We start from the raw sequence: 21,110 nt of genomic DNA on the forward strand, positions 1-21,110 counted from the left end.
AGTCGCACAAGCCGACGGCGACAAAAGGGCAAAGGAATCGATCATGAACTGGACGCGGATTATTGCCGGGGCGGTGGTGTCGAGTGGCGTCACGGCTGCGGGGTTGGGCTTGGCCGTGTTCGCTACCTCCGATGGGCCCCACTACTGGTGCCCCGGGGACGCGATGCCTGCTTCCCCCGGGCTCACCTGGGATATGACCGTCTGCCACCAGTACCACCAGCTTTCCGGCGGCCAAATCGCCGAGGGTCCCGCGCCCGGCCATCGCTGAGACTTTGGGATCGGTAGCAAACTTGACCGTATGCACTGGCCGCATGAACACTTCTCACAAGATGAAGCGGTTGTTTGCTGGTGCGGTCCTGTCGGGCGGCTTCGCCGTCGTCGGGTTGGGCTTGGCCGCGGGAATCGGCCAGGCTCAGCCCGCCCCAATGGTGTGCCAGGACGGTGGCACCGTCCCAACCCCGACCAACAGCTGCACCTATCAATGGTGCCCGGGCTCACCGGTCCTGAAGAACATGCCGAACTGGGACCGAAATGTTTGTCACCCTTGGTATTTCGACCAGAACAGCCCGCCGACCAACTCGACCATCATCGAAGGGTTCCCGCCGCCGCGGCCGCCGTCGCCGCCGTGCATCCCCTTTATCAACTGCCTGCCGGGGCTGTAACTAGCCCCGGCGCAGCGGGGCCGGGTCCCACAGCCCACTGCGCGTCGCCGTGCCCAACTGCAGATGGGCGGGCTGGGCATTGGAGTAGTACGGCGTCAGGCGCTGCAGCGAGCCCCAGTCGCGCGACCAGTCGTCCTTCAGGTAGGTGGAAATCGTGGTCGCCTTCACCAGCAACTCGGTGACACCCAGCGGCCCACCGCCGTTGTTGTCCATCACCGGCGAATTGGCCTCGGCGCCAAAGCGATCCGGCAGAATCCGCCACTTGGGTGTCTCGTCGACGCCGTTTTGGTGGCCAAACGGCCGCTGGCACGGGAACGCCAAACCCACCAGCCAGTCCAGGAATACCGGGTCCGCCGAGCCCACCACCTGCTGCAGCGTGTGCAGCTGGGGAATCCGCGGCGGGGTGACCGCGATCCAGTGCTGCGGCGCCAGGTCTTCGTCGTTGGCGATCAGGCGGACCTGGGTCGCTTTCTCGGGAATCCATGACATCGGCATCCGCAGATTGCGCCACGCGGGGGAGGCGCCGACATCGAAGAACTGGAACGACCCGCCCGGGTGTCCGCTGGCCGCCTGGTCGTCGGTGGCCCACTGCACCTGCACCTCACGGGGATCGAACCGGCCGGCCGCCGAGACCACCAGCAGCGGTCCGGCCTTGTCGCGCGGCGGCAACCGGTACCACCCGGAGCGCAGCATGGCGGGCACCTGGATGCCGGGCCGCCAGCTGCCCAGCACCGGAGTATGGGCCGGATCAAGGTTGTAGGGCAGCTGGGCGCGTGAGCCGTTGACTCCGGGCGCGGCGCTGGTACCGCCCTCGGTGCCGGCCTCACTGGTGGTCGTCTTCCCGTCTTCGTTGACGAAGCTGCGGTCGCCCGGGCGCTCCATCACCGGGTCGGCCGAGACGTCGGCGGGAATACCGTTGGGCGTGAAGGCTTCTGACAGGCCGGCGCCCAGCGCTTCGCCCACCGGGCCCGACATCGGCGACAGCATGCCGGCGTTGGGATCCTGCTCGACCATGACGTCCTCGGCCAGGCCGCAGGACTTGCCGGTCAATGCCTCCAGGTTGGACCGGCCCACCGACCAGGCGGGGTATTGGCCGGTCATCGCCAGCGTCAGTGAGACGACCTCGAATGTCACCAGCACCCACGCCGCAATTGCCAACGGGGACTGGACGATTGCGGACATCCGCGCCCTACTGCGGGTCTTCGGTGGTCCACCGGATGGCCCGTCGGGAGACACGAAATGGAACCACGCCGCCAGCAACAGCACCACCAGCGTCAGCCCGAGCAGGACGGTCGCGAACGCGTAGTGCCACGCCGGGAATGCATTCGACCATGGCACACCGAAATTGGAGACGTACCACCAGCCGTTGACGCTGGCGAACGACATCGCGACCAGGAACAGCACGGTCGCGGAGAACACGGTGCGGTTGCGGCGTGAGCGCATCGCCACACTAGTGACCGCGACGGCCGCCAACGCGCCCAGCGAGCCGGCCAGCCCGGCGAACACGCCGAAGTGGTGTGTCCACTTGGTCGGGGTGAACATCATCGCGAGGAACGAGATGATCGTGATGCCGACGATGCGGCGGCTCGGACCGGCCGCGGTGCCGGGAATTCGGCCCTTGCGCAACGACATTGCAACCGTGATGCCTAGCGCGAGCAGCACCGCCAGCACCGCGAAGCGACGGGCGACCGATCCGTCGGGGCTGGCCATGAACAGCCGCTCGTAACGGATGTGCTCGTCGAACCAGCTCAGGCTCGGTCCGAGGGCACGTTTGAGCGCGGTCGCCTGCAGCTCGCCGGCCAGGGTCTGGTCGCGGAAGATCAGGATGATCGTGACGGTGGCCGCCGCCGCAATGGGTGCCAGCAGCGGCAGCACCCCGAACTGTCGGGATCTGCGGTGGATGATGGTGCGCAACGGTCCGACCGCCACCAGCAGGGCGCCGATGGACGCAATGCCGGTCGGCCCGGAGAACAGGGTGAGCGCGCCGATGATGCAGGCGATCGCCACCGGCAGCAGCCGGTTGGTGGCCACCGCCCGCTCGACCGAGCACCAGGTGAGCAGGATGCCCAGGGCGATGATCGGTTCGGGCCGCAGCCCGTTGTCGAGCGGCAGCCAGGTCGCCAGGAACAGCCCCGCGGCCGTCCACGCCGCCGCCCGGTTGGTCTTCACGGCGTGGCCCAGCCGGGGGATGACCTCACGGCTGATCGCCCACCAACAGGTCAGGGCCATCGCCAGGGTGGGCAGCCGCATCCAGATGCTGCTGGTGCTGACGTGCGCCCATATCGCCAGCAGGTCGTAGTACCACCCGAACGGCGCCTCGGGCGTGCCCAGCCAGCGGTAGTAGTTGGCCATGTAGCCGGCATGCTCGGACACCCGGGCCATCGTCAGGATGTAGCCGTCGTCGGAGGTGTTGGCGCCGACGAAATGCCACCACACCAGCACGGCGATGACGAGCGCGTCGAGCCCGCCGATCGACCACCACCGCGACGGCAGGAAGCGGCGGTGCCGGGTGCCGTCGGCGGTATCGAGCAGGTGTAGTGCGATCAGCGCGACGGCGGTCAGCACGACGCCGAGGATCATCGCGGCCATCTTCAGCGGCGTGGGGCTACTGCTGTAGCGGGTGTCGACGGTCGCCGAGAAGCTCAGGCCAGGCGGCGCCGGCCCGGACAGGTCGGTGAAGACGCCGACGATCTGCGGCCGGAAGTCGTAGCCGCTCTTCTCTCCGCGCAGCGGGGTGCCGGGGTGTTCGGCGTTGGGTCCGTAGCTCAGGCCGACGAATTCGGCGGTGACCCGGTCGGCATGCGCGGTGAAGGTCAGGCGTTGGCAGGCCGGACTGAGGACCTGGCTCAGCGGCGCCACCACGACCGGGACATTGCGGACGATCAGCACCAGCTCGTCGTTGGCGCGCTGGATCAGCAGTCCGCGGTCGATGGCCTTCGGAGCCTGCTTGGGCACCGTCGACAACAGCACGGTCTTGCCGGCGCTCTGCGGTCCGGTCAGCCCGGCGGCGGCCTGGCACGGGACGGAGATGTTCAGCTCGGTGGCGACATAACCGATCAGCGGCGCTTCGACGCTTTGGAAGGTGCCGTTCTGCGGCCAGTTGAGCTGGGCGGTGGTCTGGTTGACCGGCAGCAGCGGTGTGGCGATCGCCAGCAGCGCTCCGAGCAGACCGGCGACGACGGCCACGATGCGAGCGGTCCGGTGCCTAGCTCCCGCTCCCTTCACGGACCTAGATGGTAGTTCTTCGGCCAAGTCGCGCGCGGTGTTGGTCGCCATCAGCGGCCTGCCACCGGCCGGCGGATGGCCAGCACAAACGGGCCGACGCTTTGCACGGCAAATCGTGGGTCGTCGAACAGGGCGGCCCGCAGGTCGACGGTGTAGCGACGCACGTTGGGCTGGTTGGGGTAAACGTCCTCGGCGAGCCGCAGCGTGTAGGTGTTGTTCGCGCCCCGGCGCATCAGAAACACCGTGGGCGGTGGCCACGGCGAGGTGTCCAGCGCGTGCAGCAACTCGTCCGGGCTCTTCAGGCTCGACCACTTCTTGATCTGCGCGGCCCGTAAATCGAACTGCGCCAGGGGATTGGCGTAGTGCGACGTCAGCCCCTGAAAGCCCCAGTAGGGGTAATAGGACAGGAAGCTGTAGTCGGCGGTCAGCACCACCGTCTGATCCCTCGGCTTGCCGGTGACTCCCACGATGGCGGCGTCGATGGCGGAGTAGAACTTCTCCGCGCCCGGCGGGCGCCGGTCGCCGCGCTGGCCGTGGCCGTCGGTGTCGGTGTAGGCGATGGTCAGGTCCGGGCGCAGCACGTCGGGAATGTCCTGGCTGAAGGCAATGGCGGCGGTCATCCCGATCGCGCCGGCCACCGGGACGACCGCTTTTTCCCAGGCCCCGCCGCGTTCTTTGAGGGCAAGCGTGGCCTCGATGAAGCCGAACACTCCCGCGGCCACCAGCAGCACGCTCAACGTCGGCTGTAGCCGGAACGACAGCAGCGTGGTGCGCGCCAGTGTCGTCAGCATCGACAGCAGCGACCAAAGGTAGATGGCCAGCACGCCGATCGCCAGCGCACCCGCACGGGTGGACGATCGCGTGCGCAGGACCAGCCACAGCGTGCCGAGCATGCAGATCGCTCCCAGCAGCGAGAACTGCAGCATCGGGAAGGTCAGCTCGGCGCCGTCGGCCGGGAGGTAGTGAAACGCGCTGCCGCTGTTGCTGACCGGATTGCTGGCCGCCTGTATCAGGAACGGCAGCCAGGTGGTAGCAGCGATGGCGGCGGCGATGGCCGCAATGACGGCGATCCGGCGCAGCGGGTCGAGCGCGGCTTTCCAGCCGGCCGCCCGCCAGCGTGCGACGACCAACACCAGCGCCATCAGCGCGATCGTGAACGCGGTGTAGCCGAACAGCAGCGAGTACCAGGTGGCGGTGAAGCCGAGGAACAGCCCGGCGCCGACGACCGCGGCCCAGCCGTTTCTGGGCTCGAGCGTGACGCTGCAGTCACGCTCGGCCTCCACCGTGACTGTGCCGTCACGTTCGGCGCTGGGCCCAGAGCCGCCGGCGCGCAGGCCCGACCACGCCAGCACCAGCACCGGCGGCAGCAGCACGGTGATCATCGCGGCGTAGGGCTCCGGCGAGCTGTAGGCCAGCGTCACCGCCGCGGTCGCGGTGGTGACGATCAGCGCGTACTCGAACCGGATCATTCGCCACCACAGCACCAGCGCAACCGCGATGGCGATGGTGATCGAGGTGATCGCCCACGGCTTGAACAACTCCCACGCCGGCATCCCGGTCAGCGCCGCCGCGCGCCCGCCGATCCAGAACCAGCCCGGCGGGTAGAACGACGGCAGCCCAAGATAGGTCATGTCGTGCAGGGCGGGGCTGTCGGCCAGGCGCGTCAGGTACTCGGTGCGGAACTGCTGATCGACGGAGATGCCGAACAGATACAACTTGGTCGCTCCCAGGGGCATGCCCAGCGTCACGACGGAAAACGCCGACACGAACACCAGCCCGCAAAGCTGGGCGACCCACCGCCACCGGCTCGCCCGCCGCCACAGCCAGCCGGCGCCGAGCAGCCCGATCAGGCAACCGACCTGGCCGACCGTGGTCAGCGCGTGCAGCTGGTTCGACGACGGGAAGGCGGGCCACTGGACCCGCCCGATGGCGATCAGCGAGACCACCGAGACGACGGCCGCCACGAGCACCGCCGCGACCATCTGGCCGAGGCTGGCCAGCGCGTTGCGCATAATCAGATGGGCAGCTTGCGGAAGATGGGCCGCGGGATATGTCGCAACACCATCATCACGTACTTGAATGCTGCTGGCGCCCAAACCAATTCCTTACCTTTTGCGGACGCGGTCACCGCGAGGTTGGCGACGTACTCCTTGTCGACGGTGAGCGGCGCTTCCTTGACGTGCGCGCTCATCCGGGTACGTACTTGGCCGGGGCGGATCACTAGAACGCGAACACCGAACTCGCGCAACGCCTCTCCGAGGCCCAGGTAGAAACCGTCCAGGCCGGCCTTGGTGGAGCCGTAGACGAAGTTGGAGCGCCGCACCCGCTCGCCGGCGGCCGAACTCATCGCGATGATCTGACCGAAACCCTGAGTGCGCATCTTCTCGCCCAGCAGCACACCCACCGAAACCGCTGCCGTGTAATTGATTTCGGCGGCAAGCACCGCCTTGTGCTGGTTCTGCCACAGCTCCTCGGCGTCGCCGAGGATGCCGAACGCGACGATGGCCACATCGACGTCGCCGCCCGCGAAGGCCGCGTCGATCATCTTGGGGTGGCTCTCGGGGTCGGTGGCCTCGAAGTCGATCAGCTCGACCGAGCGCGCACCGGCGGCCTCCATCTGCGCGACGGCGTCGTCACGTCCGGGGTCACCGGGCATGGCGGCCAACAGGATTCGCGCATGCGCGTTCTTAAGGTAGCGCGCGCAGATCGCGAGCCCAATCTCGGAGGTGCCGCCCAGCAACAGGATTGTCTGCGGGTTTCCCACGGCGTCAAGCACCATCTAGAGCAGCTCCAAACGTCGGGCCATGTCGGAGGCGAAGACCCGCAACGGGTCGGCCTTGCGGCGCACGGCGATCCATTCGTCGATGCGCGGATACATGGCGTGGAAGGTTTCGGCGGTGGTGCGCGAGTCCTTGGCCGTATAGACGCGTCCGCCGAATTCGAGTACCCGACGGTCGAGTTCGTTGAGGAACTCGTTGATCCCGGGTTTGTTGGGGAAGTCCATCGCGACGTTCCAGCCGGCCATCGGGAAACTCAGCGGCGCGCGGTTGCCCGGGCCGAAGAGCTTGAACACGTTGAGCGCCGAGTAATGCCCCTGGGTCTGGATCCAGCGGATGATGGCTTTGAATTCGTCAAGAGCATCCGGTGGCACCAGGAATTGATGCTGGGCGAAACCCGTTGGCCCATAGGCGTTATTCCAGCCGCTGACCAGGTCGAGCATGTGGTAGAACTGCGACAGATTCTGGATCTTGCCGGTGTAGTTGCCGCCCAGGCGGTAATACGTCTCGCCGATCGCCATGAACGACAGCTTGTTCATGGCGCTGATCGGAAACAGGTTCGGCACTGTCAACAGTTGTGGTGCATCGAATTTCAGTGGATTCTTGGCGAGCTTCTTCGGCAGCTGATCCAGCCTGGCGAGGCTGCCCCGGCTGACCGAGGCCCGGCCGAGTTTGGGCGGCGGGCTGATCAAATCGAACCAGGCGCTGGAGTAGGTGTAGCGGCTTTCGCTGCCGTCGACGTGCACGGCGACCGTCTCGTCGAGGTCCTTGGTGGCCACGCCGTCGGCGATGAAGTACGCCGTCTCGGTCGGGGTCATCGCGATCGTGGCGCGCAACACGATCCCGGTCAGGCCGCTGCCCCCGACCGTCGCCCAGAACAGTTCGGACTCGGGGCCCTCGGGGGTGATCGTGTGCACCGAGCCGTCGGCCATCAGCAAGTCCATCGACCGCACATGACTGCCGAAGCTGCCCGCACTGTGATGGTTCTTGCCGTGGATGTCCGACGCGATCGCGCCGCCGATGGTGACTTGGCGGGTTCCCGGCAACACCGGGACCCACAGCCCGAACGGCAGCGCCGCCTTCATCAGCTGGTCCAGGCTGACGCCGGCGTCGACATCGACCAATCGGGTGTCGGCGCTGATCGAGTGGATGCGGTTGAGCACCGTCATGTCGATCACCAGGCCGCCGCCGTTTTGCGCGTTGTCGCCGTAGGAGCGGCCCAGCCCGCGGGCGATCACGCCCCTGCCGTTTTGCAGGCCGCCGGCGTCAGCCACCCGGGCCACAGCCTTTGCGATCACCTCGGGATCCGGCGTCGACAGCACGTGTGCCACCGACGGCGCGGTGCGGCCAAAGCCCATCAGCCGGGTGGGGGTGGTCGGGAAGTCGGCGCTCAACATCGTCAAAGAGGGTACCGCTTGTGCGGGACGGCTCAGTGCATGCGGAAGATTACGACTCGCTGCACGATGAAGTTGATCACCGTGGCAGTGCCCTGCGCGATCACGAACGCGACCACGGCCGCCCACCCTCTGTAGTGCATCAACACCAGGCACAGGTGGTTGAGCCCGACCTGGACCGCGAAGGTGACGCCGTAGAGAACCATGACCGCGACGAACCGCGCGGTGCTCGGCTCCGCCTGGAAGGTCCACCGGCGGTTGATCAGGTAGGCGGTAATGGTGCCCGCCACGAAGCTGGTGGCCTTGGACAGGTCGACCTGCACGCCGAGGACTTTCCACAGCAGCATGTAGAGGCTGAAGTCGACGACGGCAGCCAGCCCGCCCGTCGCCACGAAGCGCCCGATCTGGGTGGTGAGACTCAGGCGCGCCGGCGCGGTACCCGGCTCCGGGGGAAGCATTGGGGGAGTTTATCGGGGTCGTGAGCGCCCCAGTGGCGGCTACTTGGGCAGCTTCACCGAGATCAGTTCGACCTGGCTTTCACCCTGCGGGGTGGAGTAGGTGACCTTGTCGCCCGCCTTGTGTCCGACCAGGGCCAGCGCCAGCGGGCTGTGCGACGTCAACGTCTCGGCCTCGCGACCGACGGGGGTCTCCTCGACGATCGAGATCACGTACATGGTGACGACCTCGCCATCGGCGAACTTCAGGGTCACCTCGGTGCCGCCGGGCAGCGCCTCGTCCTCGTCGGAGTGCGACGGCCCGGCCAGCAGCCGCCGGTCCAGCTCGTTGATCCGGTCGCCGAGGACCACCAGTTCCTCGGCTCGCTGGATCGCCTCGGCCGCATCGCCATGATCGCCGATCATCCCGCGGTCGTCCTTGACCTCGGCCTCGAGCGCGTCGCGCCGCTGCCGCAGCCGGTCCAGCTCCGCGGCGAGGTTCTCCCGCGCCGCATCCGCCACTGATTGGACTTTTTTAATCACGTCCGTCGACCTTCCGCGGTGCCCGTCTCTGTCACGAAGCGCGCTAATTTGCCTGGTGGTGAATTTGTGGTGTTTCAGTGTTGCACCACACGAACTCGGCCGCCACCGATATCCGGCAAGCGGTTGTCATCGGTTATACACGCGCGTGCCATCCCGACGGCGGCGAGTTCCGCAGTGCCGGGAGCGTATTACTCGTGCGATTCGCTGTTGGGCACCAGCGAACTATCCTTGTCGTCGTACTCGACGATCTCGCCGCGCAGCGCGTCGAAGATCGCCTTGCCCTGCGACACCAGTCCACTGGCCACCTGGCTCAGACCGTCAGCCCCGTTGAGCACGGTGAGATTCGCGCCGGCAAGCCCGGCCGCGGCCCGCTCCACGATGTCGGGCAGCTGGTCGATCATCGCCTTGTCCAAGGCCACCCGGTTGTGCGACGCGGCCGCCTCGGCCAGGATCTTCATCCGCTCCGCGTCGGCTACCGCCAAGATCCGGACCCGCTCGGCTTCGGCCTCCGCGGGCTTGACCACCTCGGCGACCAGTTCCTGCTGACGCAGTTCGGCGGCGCGCTGGGCCAGTTCGGTCCGCATCGCCAGCACCTCACGCTGGGCCTCGGCTTCGGCCAGCGGGCCCGCTTGGGCGGCCTCCGCCTGGGCCTTGTCGACCTCGGCCTTGTATTGCGCCTTGACGACGGCGGTCTGCCGAGCGAATTCGGCTTGCTGGCGCTGGGATTCCTGCTCGGCTTCCGCGGCTTTCTGGTTCGCCTGGGCCTGAGCGATCTGCGCCTGCTGCTGGATGGCGGCGTTGTGCGGCGCCGACATCGCGTTGATGTAGCCGAGGCCATCGTCGTCGATGGACTGGATCTGCAGCGCGTCGACGGCCAGACCGATCCGGGCCATCTCCTCCTTGGAGCCGTCGAGCACCTCGGTGGCCAGCTTCTGGCGTTCCCGGATGATCTGCTCGACGGTCATCGACCCGATGATCGACCGCAGGTGGCCGGCGAAGATGCGGCCGGTGAGGACCGACATCTGGTCCTGCTCGGACAGAAATCGCTGCGCGGCACTGATGATGCTCTCGGTGTCGTTGCCGACCTTGAACGCGATCACCGCGCGTACGTTGAGCGTGATTCCTTGTTGGGTGACGCACTTTTCGGCGACCTCGGACTCACACATGGCCAGGGTGAGGAAGCGTGCCTTGCGGAAAAACGGCAGCACGAACGCTCCGTGGCCGGTCACCACACGGAACGGCGCGTTGCCTTTCGCGCGGCCGCCGGAGATGAGCAGCGCCTCATCGGGGGAGGGCACCCTATAACCGAGCATTCTTGAACTCCTTACGGTTGATGTTGTCTAGCAAGGGATTTCACGCTTAGTTCGAGCCGGCCGCGTCATGCCAGGGCTCGACCACCACGGTCCGTCCGCCCCGGATCTCGACCACTAAGACCCTGCTGCCCTTGGGTAACGGATCGTCGGACCAGGCCAGGAACGTCTCCTTCGACCCCCGCACGGTCACCAGCACCTCGCCGGGGCCGCGATCGCCGCGCGTTGCCACGACCAGCTTGCCCACACAACCGATTGCCAAGGCGTCGCTCACGATCGCATATTCCTCCATCGACGAGTTCCGGCGTCGAGTTTCGGCACGTTTGCCGCAAGGATAGACGCCGGCATCGCACTGTCGAATCGAGTGCATTCCAGACCTTTCTCGGTGTGCCGGCGCCCCGTCAAATCAGCTGTTTTGCAGGGCTTTTCCTGTCAGAACAGCGTCTGGGGAGGCTCTTGGCGGATTCTCAAAGGATCCTTGCGCCGCCCCTCTCGGCGATGTGCTGCCAGGCTCCAAGGATTCATAGAGGGCGATGACCGAGCCTTTCCGCACGCACCTCAATCGCCAGGCGCAGATGAGCAAAGGAGCCCATCATGACCACCGCCAAGCTGGCCGGAAAGGCCACTCGGACCGCCGGTCTCGCGATCATCGCCATCTTCGCGAGCCTCGCCTTCGCGACTGGGTTGGCCCACGCCGACGACGTCAGCACCGCTGGGATGTACGGCGACCCGACCGCGGCCGCCGCGTTCTGGAAGCCGCAGACCTACGACGACTGCGCATTGATGGCCACCGCCGACGTGATCGGCGAGGTGACCGGCCATCCGGTCGCGGAGCAGGAGATCATCGCGCTGGCCCAGAAGCTGCCGAGCCAGAGCCACCCGGGGTCCATCTACACCGTGCCGAAGAACACCAACGACCCGAACAGCGGCCAGGGCACCAGCCCGGAAGACCTGCCCTTACTGCTGGCGCACTACGGCGTCACCGCCAGGCTGACCAACACCAGCGACGCGCCCACGACGGGTCTGGCCAGCGGCATGGCCGCCCTCAAGCAGTACCTGGCCGGCGGTCGCAAGGTGATCGTCGAGGTGAACGGCGAAATGATCTGGGGCCAGCCGGTGGACGCCAAGGACCGCTACGGCCAGCCCACCTCCGACCATGCCGTCGTCGTCACTGGGATCGACGTCCTCAACTCCCAAGTGCACATGAACGACAGCGGCGCCGACGATGGCGCGAACGAGACGGTGTCCCTTGACCTGTTCACCAGGGCCTGGGCCACCAGTGATGACGAGATGATCGTCACCGACGCCGCTCGTTAGAGCAGGTGCGCCAGGACACCGCCATGACGCACAGCATCACAACGGTCACCGCGTACTCCAGCCACTGGAACGGCGCGTTCCCGTACTGGGTGAACGGCGCGCCGCGCGGGCCGAGTGGAACGTCGGCAACCAGGAGCGCCTGGCCGCCACGCTTGTCGTGTACCGCCGTGCTGGCGATCACCTCTCCGTTCGGAGCCACCAGCATCGAGTCCCAGGCCACGTCGGCCTTGACGAGCGCGACCCTGTTCTCGACCGCCCGGAAGACCGCCATGGATTTGCGTATGTCGACTTTGGACGGCAGGTCGAGGCTGGGGGACAGCACCATCTGAGCGCCGTTGAGAACGGTCCGGCGGGTCGGACCATTCGGGAAGTCCATGTCGAAGCAGATGACCATGCCCAGCACGCCTTGGGGTGTGTCGACCGCTGGGTAGACCCGCCCGGGAGTGAAGGCTTCTCCGGCGGTGAGCACGCGCTTGGTCTTGTAGTAGACGGCAACGACGTCGCCGCCGGGACTCCATAGCAGGGCGGTGTTGGGGGCGGCGTCGTTCGCGGCGTCCGGCGTGAATCCCATGGCCAGGTAGACCCCGGTCTGGCGGACCAGGGCAGGGATCCAGTCCGTATGGCTTACCTGCGGGTCGTAGTCGAGCGTCTCCTCGGGCCACACCACCACCTTCGCGCCCCGCGCCGAGGCCGCCCGCGTCATGGCGCTGAGCTGCGCGATCTGATCTTTGATCCGCTCCTCTTGGCTGCGGCCGTGGGAGAAATCCGTGGATGCCAGTGTCCCGGGGAAGGTGTTGTCGAGCCCGGGCTGGACGGCGGCGACGCGGACCCGGGGTCCCATGCGGTCCGAGACGTCCTCGAAGATCGCCAGGCTGGCGCCCGTCCAGACCACTGTCACCACAACCGGGATCACCACCGACCACGCCAGCGCGTGGCGGGGAACACCGACGTCGGTCCATTGCGGCCACCGGCGGTCCATCAATGAGATGACCACGAGCGCCACCGTCGCGTTGATGACGTGCAGCAGCAAACTCAGCGCCGGCGTGCCGGTGATGCTGATCGGCTGCACCAGCTGCGGGAGGTCGGCTAACCGGTAGGCGATCCACAGATACGTTCCGTCGATCTCGTTGTTCTGCAGCAGCAGATCGATCGCCACCCAGAGCAAGCCGAGCTGCATGACGAACCAGCGGTAACCCGTCCGCTCGGCGAAGGGCCGAAGGAACACCCCGACGACCAGGCCGACGACCCCGAACGCCAGCGCGCCGCCGACGATGACGGCCACCGGCAGTGCCGAAGCGATGTGCATGAGCAGCCCGAGGTAGTAGCCCGCGAAGGCCATTGCCACCGGCACCGCGCTCCAGCGCCGCGGCAGCACCCGGTACTGGGCGGCATACATCGGCACGAACGCGATGAAGGTGAGCCACCAGAGGTTTCCGAACGACGGCCAGATGATCACCAGCAGCACCGCGCTCGACATCGACAGGCCGAGGCCGGTGGTGATGCGGCTGATGTCACTCACGTCGGCTACGCCACCTTGCCATTCGCGAAATCCCCCGCTGGGGCGCAGTCTATGGCAGCGACCGCGGATGCGCCGATGTGTGGAGGCGAGCGGATGTCACCGACGCCGAGAGCGCGGCGCGCGGCTAGACCCAGTAGGGCACCCGGGCGCGGTATTGCCGCATCGCGAATGCCGCCAGCAGCCAGCCGACGACGGTCAGGACCAGCACCACCGCCCAGTGCCGCATCTCCTGGTGGGCGCCCAGCAACGGCGCCCGCACGATGTCGAGGTAGTGCAGCAGCGGGTTGAGTTCGACGATCTTGGCCCAGCTGCCCGCGCCCTGCTGGCGCAAGGTGTCGTCGTTCCAGATGATCGGCGTCATGAAGAACAGCAGCTGCACGATCGAAAACAGCAGCGGACCGATGTCGCGGTAGCGGGTCGCCAGGATGCCGAAGCACAGCGAAACCCAGATGCAATTGAGCACGATCAGCGCCAACGCCGGAATCACCGACAGGTCGGCCCACGACCACGGCTTGGGATAGATCATCGCGACGACGACGTAGATGACGATGTTGTGGCCGAACAGGATCATCTGTCGCCACACCAGCCGGTAGACGTGCACGCTCAACGGCGTCGGCAACTGCTTGATCAGACCCTCGTTGGCGACGAACACGTCGGCGCCTTCCAGGATGGCGGCATTGATCAGGTTCCAAATGATCAGGCCCAGAGTCACATACGGCAGATGCTTGGCCAGCTCGAGGTGGAACAGCTTCGAATACAGCCCGCCCATCGCGACGGCCGTCGTCCCGGTGGCGATCGTGATCCAGAACGGGCCCAGCACCGAGCGGCGGTAGCGCTGCTTGATGTCCTGCCAGCCCAGGTGCAGCCACAGCTCGCGACGGCGAAATCCGTCGACCAGATCGTTGCGGGCCCGGGTAAAGGTGCGCGATTGTGCGGCGGCGTCGATGAATGTCACGGGGTTCCTCCAGGCCTGCTGAACTGCTCACGACGTCCCATGCGGCGCAACCGAATCCACTCCAGCAGGCCCTTGGGATCGCGCCGCGATATCAGGAAGAACCAGCCGAACCGAACCCACTCCTGGACCAGCAGCTTGCGCAGACCCGGTTGGGACAGCAGATAGCCGCGGTTGCGGTAGGTGTAGAACCGCTTGGTCTCGTTGTCGGGGTACTGCGTGTGCATCCGGCCGCCCAGGATCGGGCGGAACTCGTCGGATCCACAGGGGTGCAGGTAGATCGCGTCCAGGCTGGTCCCGAACGGCAGACCCGATCGCACCAGTCGGCGATGCAACTCCACCTCGTCGCCCCGGATGAACAGCCGCATGTCCGGGACGCCGACAGCGTCCAGGGTGGACGCCCGGAACAACGCGCCGTTGAACAGCGACGCGATCCCGGGCAGCAGGTCCTGTCCCGTTTCGGTGCGCAATTCGCTTGCGCGCCTGCGCCATACCAGGCCGCGCCGCAACGGGAAGGCCAGCCGCTCCGGGTCGTCGGAGTTGCAGACCATTGGCGACACTTCGGCCAGCCCATGCTTATCGGCGCAGGCCAGCAGCGTGGCCAGTACCTGCGAGTCTTGGGGACGTCCGTCGTCGTCGGCCAGCCACACCCAGTCGGCGCCCTGCGCCAGCGCGTGCAGCATGCCCAGCGCGAAACCGCCTGCGCCGCCGAGGTTTCGGCGCGACGCCAGGTAAGTTGTCGGGATCGGTTGGGCGGCGACAAGATCACGGATCCGGCTATCCGCGCCGCCGTCGTTGTCAACGACGATCAGGTGGTCGGGCAGCCGGGACTGCCTGCTGAGCATGTCCAGCGACTTGGCGAGTTCCTGCGCGCGCCGGTGCGTGACCACGACGGCGACGATGGACTCACTCATCCCCGGAAGCGCTTTGCGCCAACGGCTTTTCCGCCTGGATCTGCAGCCGGGTCTCTTCCAGCACCTCGCGGACGTGCCGGGCGGCGTCCTCGCCCTCGTAAGCGCGTACCACGTCTTCGATGCCGCCGGTTTGGCGGATAACACCGTGGTCGATCCACATCGCGGTCTTGCACAGCCTGGCCAGGAATTCGTTGGAATGGCTTGCGAAGACCAGGATTCCGGAGCGTTCCACCAGGCCCTGCAATCGCGACTGCGCCTTCTTCAGGAAATCGGCGTCGACGGCGCCGATGCCCTCGTCGAGCAACAGGATCTCGGGGTCGATACTGGTGACCACGCCCATCGCCAGCCGGACCCGCATCCCGGTGGAATATGTGCGCAGCGGCATCGAAAGGTAATCCCCGAGCTCGGTGAACTCGGCGATCTCGTCGACCTTGGCCAGCATCTGCTTTCGGGTCTGCCCCAGAAACAATCCGCGGATGATGATGTTCTCGTAGCCGGAGATCTCCGGGTCCATCCCGACGCCGAGGTCGAACACCGGCGCGACCCGACCGGTGACTCTCGCCCAGCCCCGAGTGGGTTCATAGATGCCCGAAAGTAGGCGCAGCAGAGTCGATTTGCCAGCTCCGTTGTGGCCGACCAGGCCGACGCGGTCGCCTAGCTCGAGTGACATGGTGATGTCGCGCAACGCTTCGACGACGACGACGTTGGAGGTGTTGCGACCGATCGCGCCGCCGGCCTTGCCGAGGAACGCCTTCTTCAGCGATCGCGACTTCGCGTCGAAGATGGGGAATTCCACCCACGCGTTACTGGTCTCGATATGCGGACCGCGAGGACCTGACACTGACGCCTGCTCTATAGGTACTGCCCGGTGCCCGAGCCCGGACCGTGGCGCCCGATGCCCGGGGGCAGCGCTCCCTGGCGCATCTGCTCGAGCTGCGCGCGGGCGGCCATCTGCTGGGCGAACAGTGCGGTCTGGATGCCGTGGAACAGGCCCTCGAGCCAGCCGACCAGCTGGGCCTGCGCGATGCGCAGCTCGGCGTCCGAGGGCTCGGCGTCGTCGGCGAACGGCAGGGTGAGGCGATCGAGTTCCTCGCGAAGCTCCGGCGCGAGCCCGTCTTCGAGCTCCCGGATGCTGGTGGCATGGATGTCGCGCAACCGCTTGCGGCTGGCCTCGTCGAGCGGAGCCGCCCGCACCTCCTCGAGTAGTTGCTTGATCATCGTGCCGATGCGCATCACCTTGGCGGGCTGCTCGACAAGGTCGGTCAGGGAACGCTCCTCGGAATCTTCGTCGTCGCCACCGGCATCGCGAAGCGCCATGATTCGCGGATCGACACCGCCGATGATCTCGACGCCGTCGGCGTCTGGGCCGTCGTTGCCGTTAGTCAATCCGGTCACCATCCTCGTATGTCTAGGGGCGGGGCGGTGTGGCATTTCCGCGCCATTCGTAAATTCTGGCCCCGCCGTTGTCGTAGATCAGCGCCCACGACTTCGACTTTTCCAGCGACACTAGTCCGTCGGGGACGGCGAACCCGCGAACCGTCGGTTGACTGGTGTAGATGTAGCGAATATTCAGCGCCTTGATCGCCTCGACGACCTTCGGATCGGAATCGCCACGGTTGGCGTACGCCCAGATGACGTAGCGCTGCGGCCCCGGCCCGGTCTGCTGCGGGAAGTCGTAATGGGTCCACAGCGGATGTAAATCGGCCACCGCGTACATCCACGCGGTGCCATCGGTGTTCGCATTGGCGATCAGGGTGTTGTGCGCGCCGGGCAGGTTCGACAAATACGCCATCGCCATCAGGTCGCGCTGGTCGATCATCACCGAGTCGTATTTGTCGCCGAACAGCACCAGGTGCCGGTAGAAGTAGTGCCGCGCACTGAACACGGTCGTCAGCACCAGCAGGACCGCGGCGGTCGACACCCAGAACGGCGCGGGCAACTCCTTGAACCGGTCGGTGATGCGTTTGGCGATCGCGACCGTGAGCGCGACCGCCCCGAACAACGCGATGGCCGCCATCGGCGTCACCAGCATCGTCACCACCGAGGTGAGGCGGCGCGGATCGTTGTAGAAGAACTGGCTGAATTCCTCGATGACGGCGCCGGCCGCGTTGTGAAACGGGGCCCCCGAATAGACGGTCGCCACCGTCAGCACCACCCAGACCGCCACCGGCCACCAGATCCGCTTGTACAGCAGATACGCCATGCCGAGATACATCAGCACGACCAGGCCGTACTGAATCGGAAAATCGTTGAGGTGGCGGGTGTGCAGCAGCAGCGCATCGATGACCCCCTGCTTGGCGCTCTTGAAGCTGGGGAAGGCATGCCCGGCGATGATGTCGGCCTGTCTGAGCACCCCGATGAACTGCGGCGCCAGAATCGCCCCGGTCGGCGCCGCCACCGCGGCCAGGATTGCGGCGTCGGCGAGCCGTCCGCGCACCGGATGCCACAACACGTCCAGTAGCCACCAGCCCAGCAGGAACAGGATGACGATGAATCCGCCGGTCAGGTGTACCGACAACACGCCGACCAACGCCAGCACCGCCATCGGGATCCGATCGCGATGCCGCAGTGTCGAGGTGATCAGCAGGAATGTCGGGATCGCGACGCCGTAGGCCGCCAGGTTGGGCATCGCGGCCACGCCGAACTCGACATAGGGCACCGAGGTGAACGACGCCGACAGCGCCGCCGCGGTGGCCGAGATCGCGGCCGTGCGGCCCGGCGTCATCACCGGGCGCAATAGATGCCAGGTCAGCATCGCCGCGCTGGTCGGAAACAGCCAGATCGAGGCCGCGACCGCGTTCAGCGTGTAGCCGGTGGTCGGGGCCGCTCCGGTGAGCTGGCAGAACACCGCGGTCAGCGCGTGGAACACCGATGGGTAGTACAGCGCCTGGTGAGTCTCGACATTGCGCAGCTCGCCCATATGGGTGGACGACGCCTGGCCGGTGTCGAGTATGTAACGCACTTCGTTGGCATGCCACACCGCATCCCAGGTACTGGGGATGGTCTGCCAGTGGGCGGCCAGCCCGCGATAGGCCGCCCACATGATCAGCAGCGAGCCCAGCGCCACCCCGGCCCCGACCACCATGGCCGGCCACCCGGCGATGCCCCTGGCCTCGGCGGCGGTGTCGCGGTAGCGGGCCAGGAGCAACTGCAAACCCGTCGCCGCCACACACACGACCGCCAGCGCCGCGAGCGCAGTCCAACCGTTCCAAGGGATTCCGAGCGCGCCGTAAGGGATGATCGCCAGCGCGACGACACCGTAGGTCAGCGCCGGGCCAACCGCGACCGCGATCGGCCACGTTAGCTGGGCGATACGCGCAACGATTGCCCCCGGGGCGATCAGCAAAAACAGTGCGATCAGCGTTCCGATCCAGAGCCCCACTGGACTAGTATGGCTGGCCGGGTGACCTGGCTCGGGCAGCCACCGGCTGGCTCTGAGGTCTGTGGCACCCGCTATCGTCACAATTTCGCTCTAGCGCGGAAGCTCTAAGGTGGCTGCATGGCTTACGACGTCGCCCGGGTGCGCGGACTGCATCCGTCACTGGGTGACGGATGGGTGCACTTCGATGCGCCGACCGGGATGCTGATCCCTGATTCCGTTGCGACCACCGTCTCCACCGCCTTCCGCCGCTCCAGTGCCACCAGCGTGGGAGCGCACCCGTCGGCGCAGCGCAGCGCCGCCGTGCTGGAGGCGGCGCGCGCGGCCGTGGCGGATCTGTTCAACGCCGACCCGGCGGGCATAGTGCTGGGCGCCGATCGCGCGATCCTGCTGTCCTCGCTGGCCGAGGCGTCCTCCTCGCGGGCGGGTCTGGGCTACGAGGTCGTCGTCAGCCGACTCGACGACGAGGCGAACATCGCCCCGTGGCTGCGGGCGGCGCACCGCTACGGCGCCAAGGTGAAATGGGCTGAGGTCGACATCGAGACGGGTGAGCTGCCGACGTGGCAGTGGGAGAGCCTGATCGGGAAGTCGACGCGACTGGTCGCGGTCACCTCGGCGTCGGGAACGCTGGGCACGGTTACCGATCTGCGGGCGATGACCAAGCTGGTGCACGACGTCGGCGGGTTGGTGATCGTCGACCACTCCGCGGCCGCGCCCTACCGACTGCTCGACGTCAAAGAGACCGAGGTCGACGTGGTGGCGGTTAACGCGACGGCCTGGGGCGGCCCGCCGGTCGGCGCGATCGTGTTCCGGGATCCGGCGCTGATCAACTCGTTCAGCTCCGTCTCCACCGACCCCAACGCCGCCGGCCCCGCGCGCCTCGAGGTGGGCGCACATCAGTTCGGACTATTAGCCGGCGTGGTGGCCAGCATCGAATACCTTGCGGCACTGGACGAATCGGCCCGCGGCAGCCGGCGCGAGCGGCTGTCGGTATCTATGCAATCCGCCACCTCGTATCTCAACCGGATCTTCGACTACCTGATGGTCTCGCTGCGGTCGTTGCCGTTGATGATGCTGATCGGTCGCCCGGAGGTGCGGATCCCGCTTGTCAGCTTCGCATTGCAGGGCGTGCCCGCCGAACGGGTCGTACAGCGCTTGGCGGACAACGGGATTCTGGCCGTATCAAACGAGAGCTCACGCGTGCTGGATGCGTTGGGCGCCAACGAGGTTGGCGGCGCGGTGACGGTCGGACTGGCGCACTACTCGACGATGGCCGAGGTCGATCAACTGGTCCGCGCGCTCGCGTCGCTGGGTTAATCGCGAACCCGCACGGAGCCCGAACCGCGATCGAGTGTGCGGCAACGGCGTTGAGTGTGCGCTGACGGCAGCGACTCGCCGGGCGGTCTCATCCACGCCGCACAATGAAAGCCTCGAGCGCACACTCGAGACCCTGGTTGCACACTGGCCACCCTGAGGGCACATTCAACGGCCCAGCTAGACGGTCAGCACAATCTTCCCGTGCACGTCGCCCGAGACCAGCTTCTGGTGGGCATCGCCGGCCTGCTGAATCGGCATGCGAGCGCCGATGATCGGCCGGACCCGGCCGTCGGCGATCATCGGCCACACCGACTCGGTCACGGCCGCGACGATCTCACCCTTGCTGTGCGGGCCGCTCACCGGTCGGCCCCGTAGCGTGGTGCCGATGACGCTGGCCCGCTTGGGCAACAGCTTGCCGATGTTGAGCTCGCCCTTGAGACCGCCTTGCATGCCGATGATGACCAGCTGCCCGTCGGTGGCCAGCGCGTCGAGATTGCGGTCCAGGTAGGAGGCACCCATGATGTCGAAGATCACATCGGCGCCGCCGCATTCTTGCAGCCGCGCGACGAAGTCCTCGTCGCGGTAGTTGATGGTGATCTCGGCACCCAGCTCGCGACAGGTATTTAGCTTGGCCGCCGAACCGGCGGTGACCGCCACCCGGGCGCCCAGCGCCCGCGCGACCTGAATCGCGTGCGTGCCGATACCGCTGGCCCCACCATGCATCAGCAGCAACTGGCCCTCGTGCAGGTGCGCGGTGAGCACCAGGTTCGACCACACCGTGCAGGCCACCTCGGGCAGCCCTGCGGCATCCTCCAGCGTGACGCCGTCCGGTATCGGCAGCACCTGCGGCGCGGGAACCGCTACGTACTCGGCGTAACCACCGCCCGCCAGCAGCGCGCAAACCTCTTGTCCGACAGACCATTCCGTCACGCCGGGACCCAGTTCTGCGATGACGCCGGATACCTCCATGCCGATGATCTCGCTGGCTCCAGGCGGCGGTGGATACTTGCCGGCGGCCTGCAGCACGTCGGCGCGGTTGACTCCGGCCGCGGTGACCTTGATCAGCACCTCACCGGGCCCGGCAGAGACATCGGGGATCTCTTGCCAGACGAGGTGGTCGGGAGAATTGGCGACGATGGCGCGCATGCGGGCCACGGTACTAGCCCCGTTACCCTTGTCAGCGGTGGCGTGGCAGAGCGGCCTAATGCACTCGCCTTGAAAGCGAGAGACGGCTAACACCGTCCGGGGGTTCAAATCCCTCCGCCACCGCAGCTGTGATGTCGCGAGACATCGAGGACAGATGTCTCGCGACATAGTGAACACCCTCAGTTGTTGGTTGGGGGTGTTTTCTGTTTTTGGGGTTGGTA

Annotated in this window: 19 protein-coding genes and 1 tRNA gene; 5 read left to right on the plus strand and 15 right to left on the minus strand. The window is 66.7% G+C overall.

Going from position 1 to position 21,110, the window contains the following annotated elements:
* Positions 1–43: 43 nt before the first annotated feature.
* Positions 44–268, plus strand: a complete 225-nt coding sequence (locus AAHS21_RS28800; RefSeq protein ID WP_342930838.1) for a hypothetical protein — start codon at positions 44–46, stop codon at positions 266–268.
* Positions 269–311: 43 nt separating this feature from the next.
* Positions 312–662: a hypothetical protein gene (locus tag AAHS21_RS28805; RefSeq protein WP_342930839.1), complete on the plus strand. Its 351-nt coding sequence runs from the start codon at positions 312–314 to the stop codon at positions 660–662.
* Here AAHS21_RS28805 and AAHS21_RS28810 read toward each other — a convergent pair whose 3' ends face one another.
* From AAHS21_RS28810 to AAHS21_RS28845, 8 genes are all read right to left on the minus strand, one after another.
* Positions 663–3,938 (minus strand): arabinosyltransferase domain-containing protein, encoded by a 3,276-nt coding sequence (locus tag AAHS21_RS28810; protein WP_342930840.1) that lies wholly within the window; start codon positions 3,936–3,938, stop codon positions 663–665. It lies immediately after the preceding gene.
* On the minus strand, positions 3,938–5,899 hold the full coding sequence (locus AAHS21_RS28815; protein ID WP_342930841.1) for a galactan 5-O-arabinofuranosyltransferase: 1,962 nt from the start codon (positions 5,897–5,899) through the stop codon (positions 3,938–3,940). Before AAHS21_RS28815 ends, AAHS21_RS28810 begins: the two co-directional genes overlap by 1 nt.
* A 2-nt stretch (positions 5,900–5,901) precedes the next feature.
* Positions 5,902–6,666, minus strand: a complete 765-nt coding sequence (locus AAHS21_RS28820; RefSeq protein WP_342930842.1) for a decaprenylphospho-beta-D-erythro-pentofuranosid-2-ulose 2-reductase — start codon at positions 6,664–6,666, stop codon at positions 5,902–5,904.
* Complete coding sequence (locus tag AAHS21_RS28825; protein WP_342930843.1) at positions 6,667–8,061, minus strand: FAD-binding oxidoreductase; 1,395 nt, start codon at positions 8,059–8,061, stop codon at positions 6,667–6,669.
* Positions 8,062–8,093: 32 nt separating this feature from the next.
* Positions 8,094–8,516 carry a GtrA family protein gene (locus AAHS21_RS28830; RefSeq protein WP_342930844.1) on the minus strand — a complete coding sequence of 141 codons (423 nt, stop codon included), beginning with the start codon at positions 8,514–8,516 and terminating at the stop codon, positions 8,094–8,096.
* 39 nt (positions 8,517–8,555) lie between these two features.
* Positions 8,556–9,035 (minus strand): GreA/GreB family elongation factor, encoded by a 480-nt coding sequence (locus AAHS21_RS28835; RefSeq protein WP_342930845.1) that lies wholly within the window; start codon positions 9,033–9,035, stop codon positions 8,556–8,558.
* Positions 9,036–9,223: 188 nt separating this feature from the next.
* Complete coding sequence (locus AAHS21_RS28840) at positions 9,224–10,348, minus strand: SPFH domain-containing protein (protein ID WP_342930846.1); 1,125 nt, start codon at positions 10,346–10,348, stop codon at positions 9,224–9,226.
* A 46-nt stretch (positions 10,349–10,394) separates the two neighbouring features.
* Positions 10,395–10,619, minus strand: coding sequence for a hypothetical protein (locus tag AAHS21_RS28845; RefSeq protein ID WP_342930847.1), 225 nt, complete (start codon positions 10,617–10,619; stop codon positions 10,395–10,397).
* 320 nt (positions 10,620–10,939) lie between these two features.
* Here AAHS21_RS28845 and AAHS21_RS28850 point away from each other — a divergent pair, with 320 nt between their 5' ends.
* Entirely contained in the window at positions 10,940–11,662 is a 723-nt protein-coding gene (locus tag AAHS21_RS28850; protein ID WP_342930848.1) for a C39 family peptidase, read from the plus strand.
* On the opposite strand, the gene AAHS21_RS28855 is transcribed toward AAHS21_RS28850, so the two are convergent.
* The 6 genes from AAHS21_RS28855 to AAHS21_RS28880 form a co-directional block, all read right to left on the minus strand.
* A complete protein-coding gene (locus tag AAHS21_RS28855; RefSeq protein WP_342930849.1) occupies positions 11,643–13,181 on the minus strand; it encodes a nitrilase-related carbon-nitrogen hydrolase in 1,539 nt (512 codons plus the stop codon). The two genes, AAHS21_RS28850 and AAHS21_RS28855, sit on opposite strands and share 20 nt — an antisense overlap.
* Before the next feature lie 124 nt (positions 13,182–13,305).
* Positions 13,306–14,136 (minus strand): ABC transporter permease, encoded by an 831-nt coding sequence (locus tag AAHS21_RS28860; RefSeq protein ID WP_342930850.1) that lies wholly within the window; start codon positions 14,134–14,136, stop codon positions 13,306–13,308.
* Positions 14,133–15,047, minus strand: coding sequence for a glycosyltransferase family 2 protein (locus AAHS21_RS28865; RefSeq protein WP_342930851.1), 915 nt, complete (start codon positions 15,045–15,047; stop codon positions 14,133–14,135). The genes AAHS21_RS28860 and AAHS21_RS28865 overlap by 4 nt, the downstream gene beginning before the upstream one ends.
* Positions 15,040–15,888 (minus strand): ABC transporter ATP-binding protein, encoded by an 849-nt coding sequence (locus AAHS21_RS28870; protein ID WP_096290572.1) that lies wholly within the window; start codon positions 15,886–15,888, stop codon positions 15,040–15,042. The genes AAHS21_RS28865 and AAHS21_RS28870 overlap by 8 nt, the downstream gene beginning before the upstream one ends.
* Before the next feature lie 11 nt (positions 15,889–15,899).
* Positions 15,900–16,445, minus strand: a complete 546-nt coding sequence (locus AAHS21_RS28875) for a bacterial proteasome activator family protein (RefSeq protein WP_342930852.1) — start codon at positions 16,443–16,445, stop codon at positions 15,900–15,902.
* Between the two features lie 10 nt (positions 16,446–16,455).
* Complete coding sequence (locus AAHS21_RS28880; protein ID WP_342930853.1) at positions 16,456–18,429, minus strand: DUF6541 family protein; 1,974 nt, start codon at positions 18,427–18,429, stop codon at positions 16,456–16,458.
* A 117-nt stretch (positions 18,430–18,546) separates the two neighbouring features.
* Between AAHS21_RS28880 and AAHS21_RS28885 the strand changes: the two genes are divergently transcribed.
* Positions 18,547–19,743 carry a cysteine desulfurase-like protein gene (locus AAHS21_RS28885; protein ID WP_342930854.1) on the plus strand — a complete coding sequence of 399 codons (1,197 nt, stop codon included), beginning with the start codon at positions 18,547–18,549 and terminating at the stop codon, positions 19,741–19,743.
* A gap of 177 nt (positions 19,744–19,920) precedes the next feature.
* On the opposite strand, the gene AAHS21_RS28890 is transcribed toward AAHS21_RS28885, so the two are convergent.
* On the minus strand, positions 19,921–20,889 hold the full coding sequence (locus AAHS21_RS28890; protein ID WP_342930855.1) for an NAD(P)H-quinone oxidoreductase: 969 nt from the start codon (positions 20,887–20,889) through the stop codon (positions 19,921–19,923).
* 36 nt (positions 20,890–20,925) lie between these two features.
* Between AAHS21_RS28890 and AAHS21_RS28895 the strand changes: the two genes are divergently transcribed.
* Positions 20,926–21,012: transfer RNA gene (locus AAHS21_RS28895), tRNA-Ser, on the plus strand.
* The last annotated feature ends 98 nt before the right edge of the window (positions 21,013–21,110 follow it).

The sequence above is a fragment of the Mycobacterium sp. 050272 genome, from assembly GCF_039023525.1.
Lineage (GTDB): Bacteria > Actinomycetota > Actinomycetes > Mycobacteriales > Mycobacteriaceae > Mycobacterium.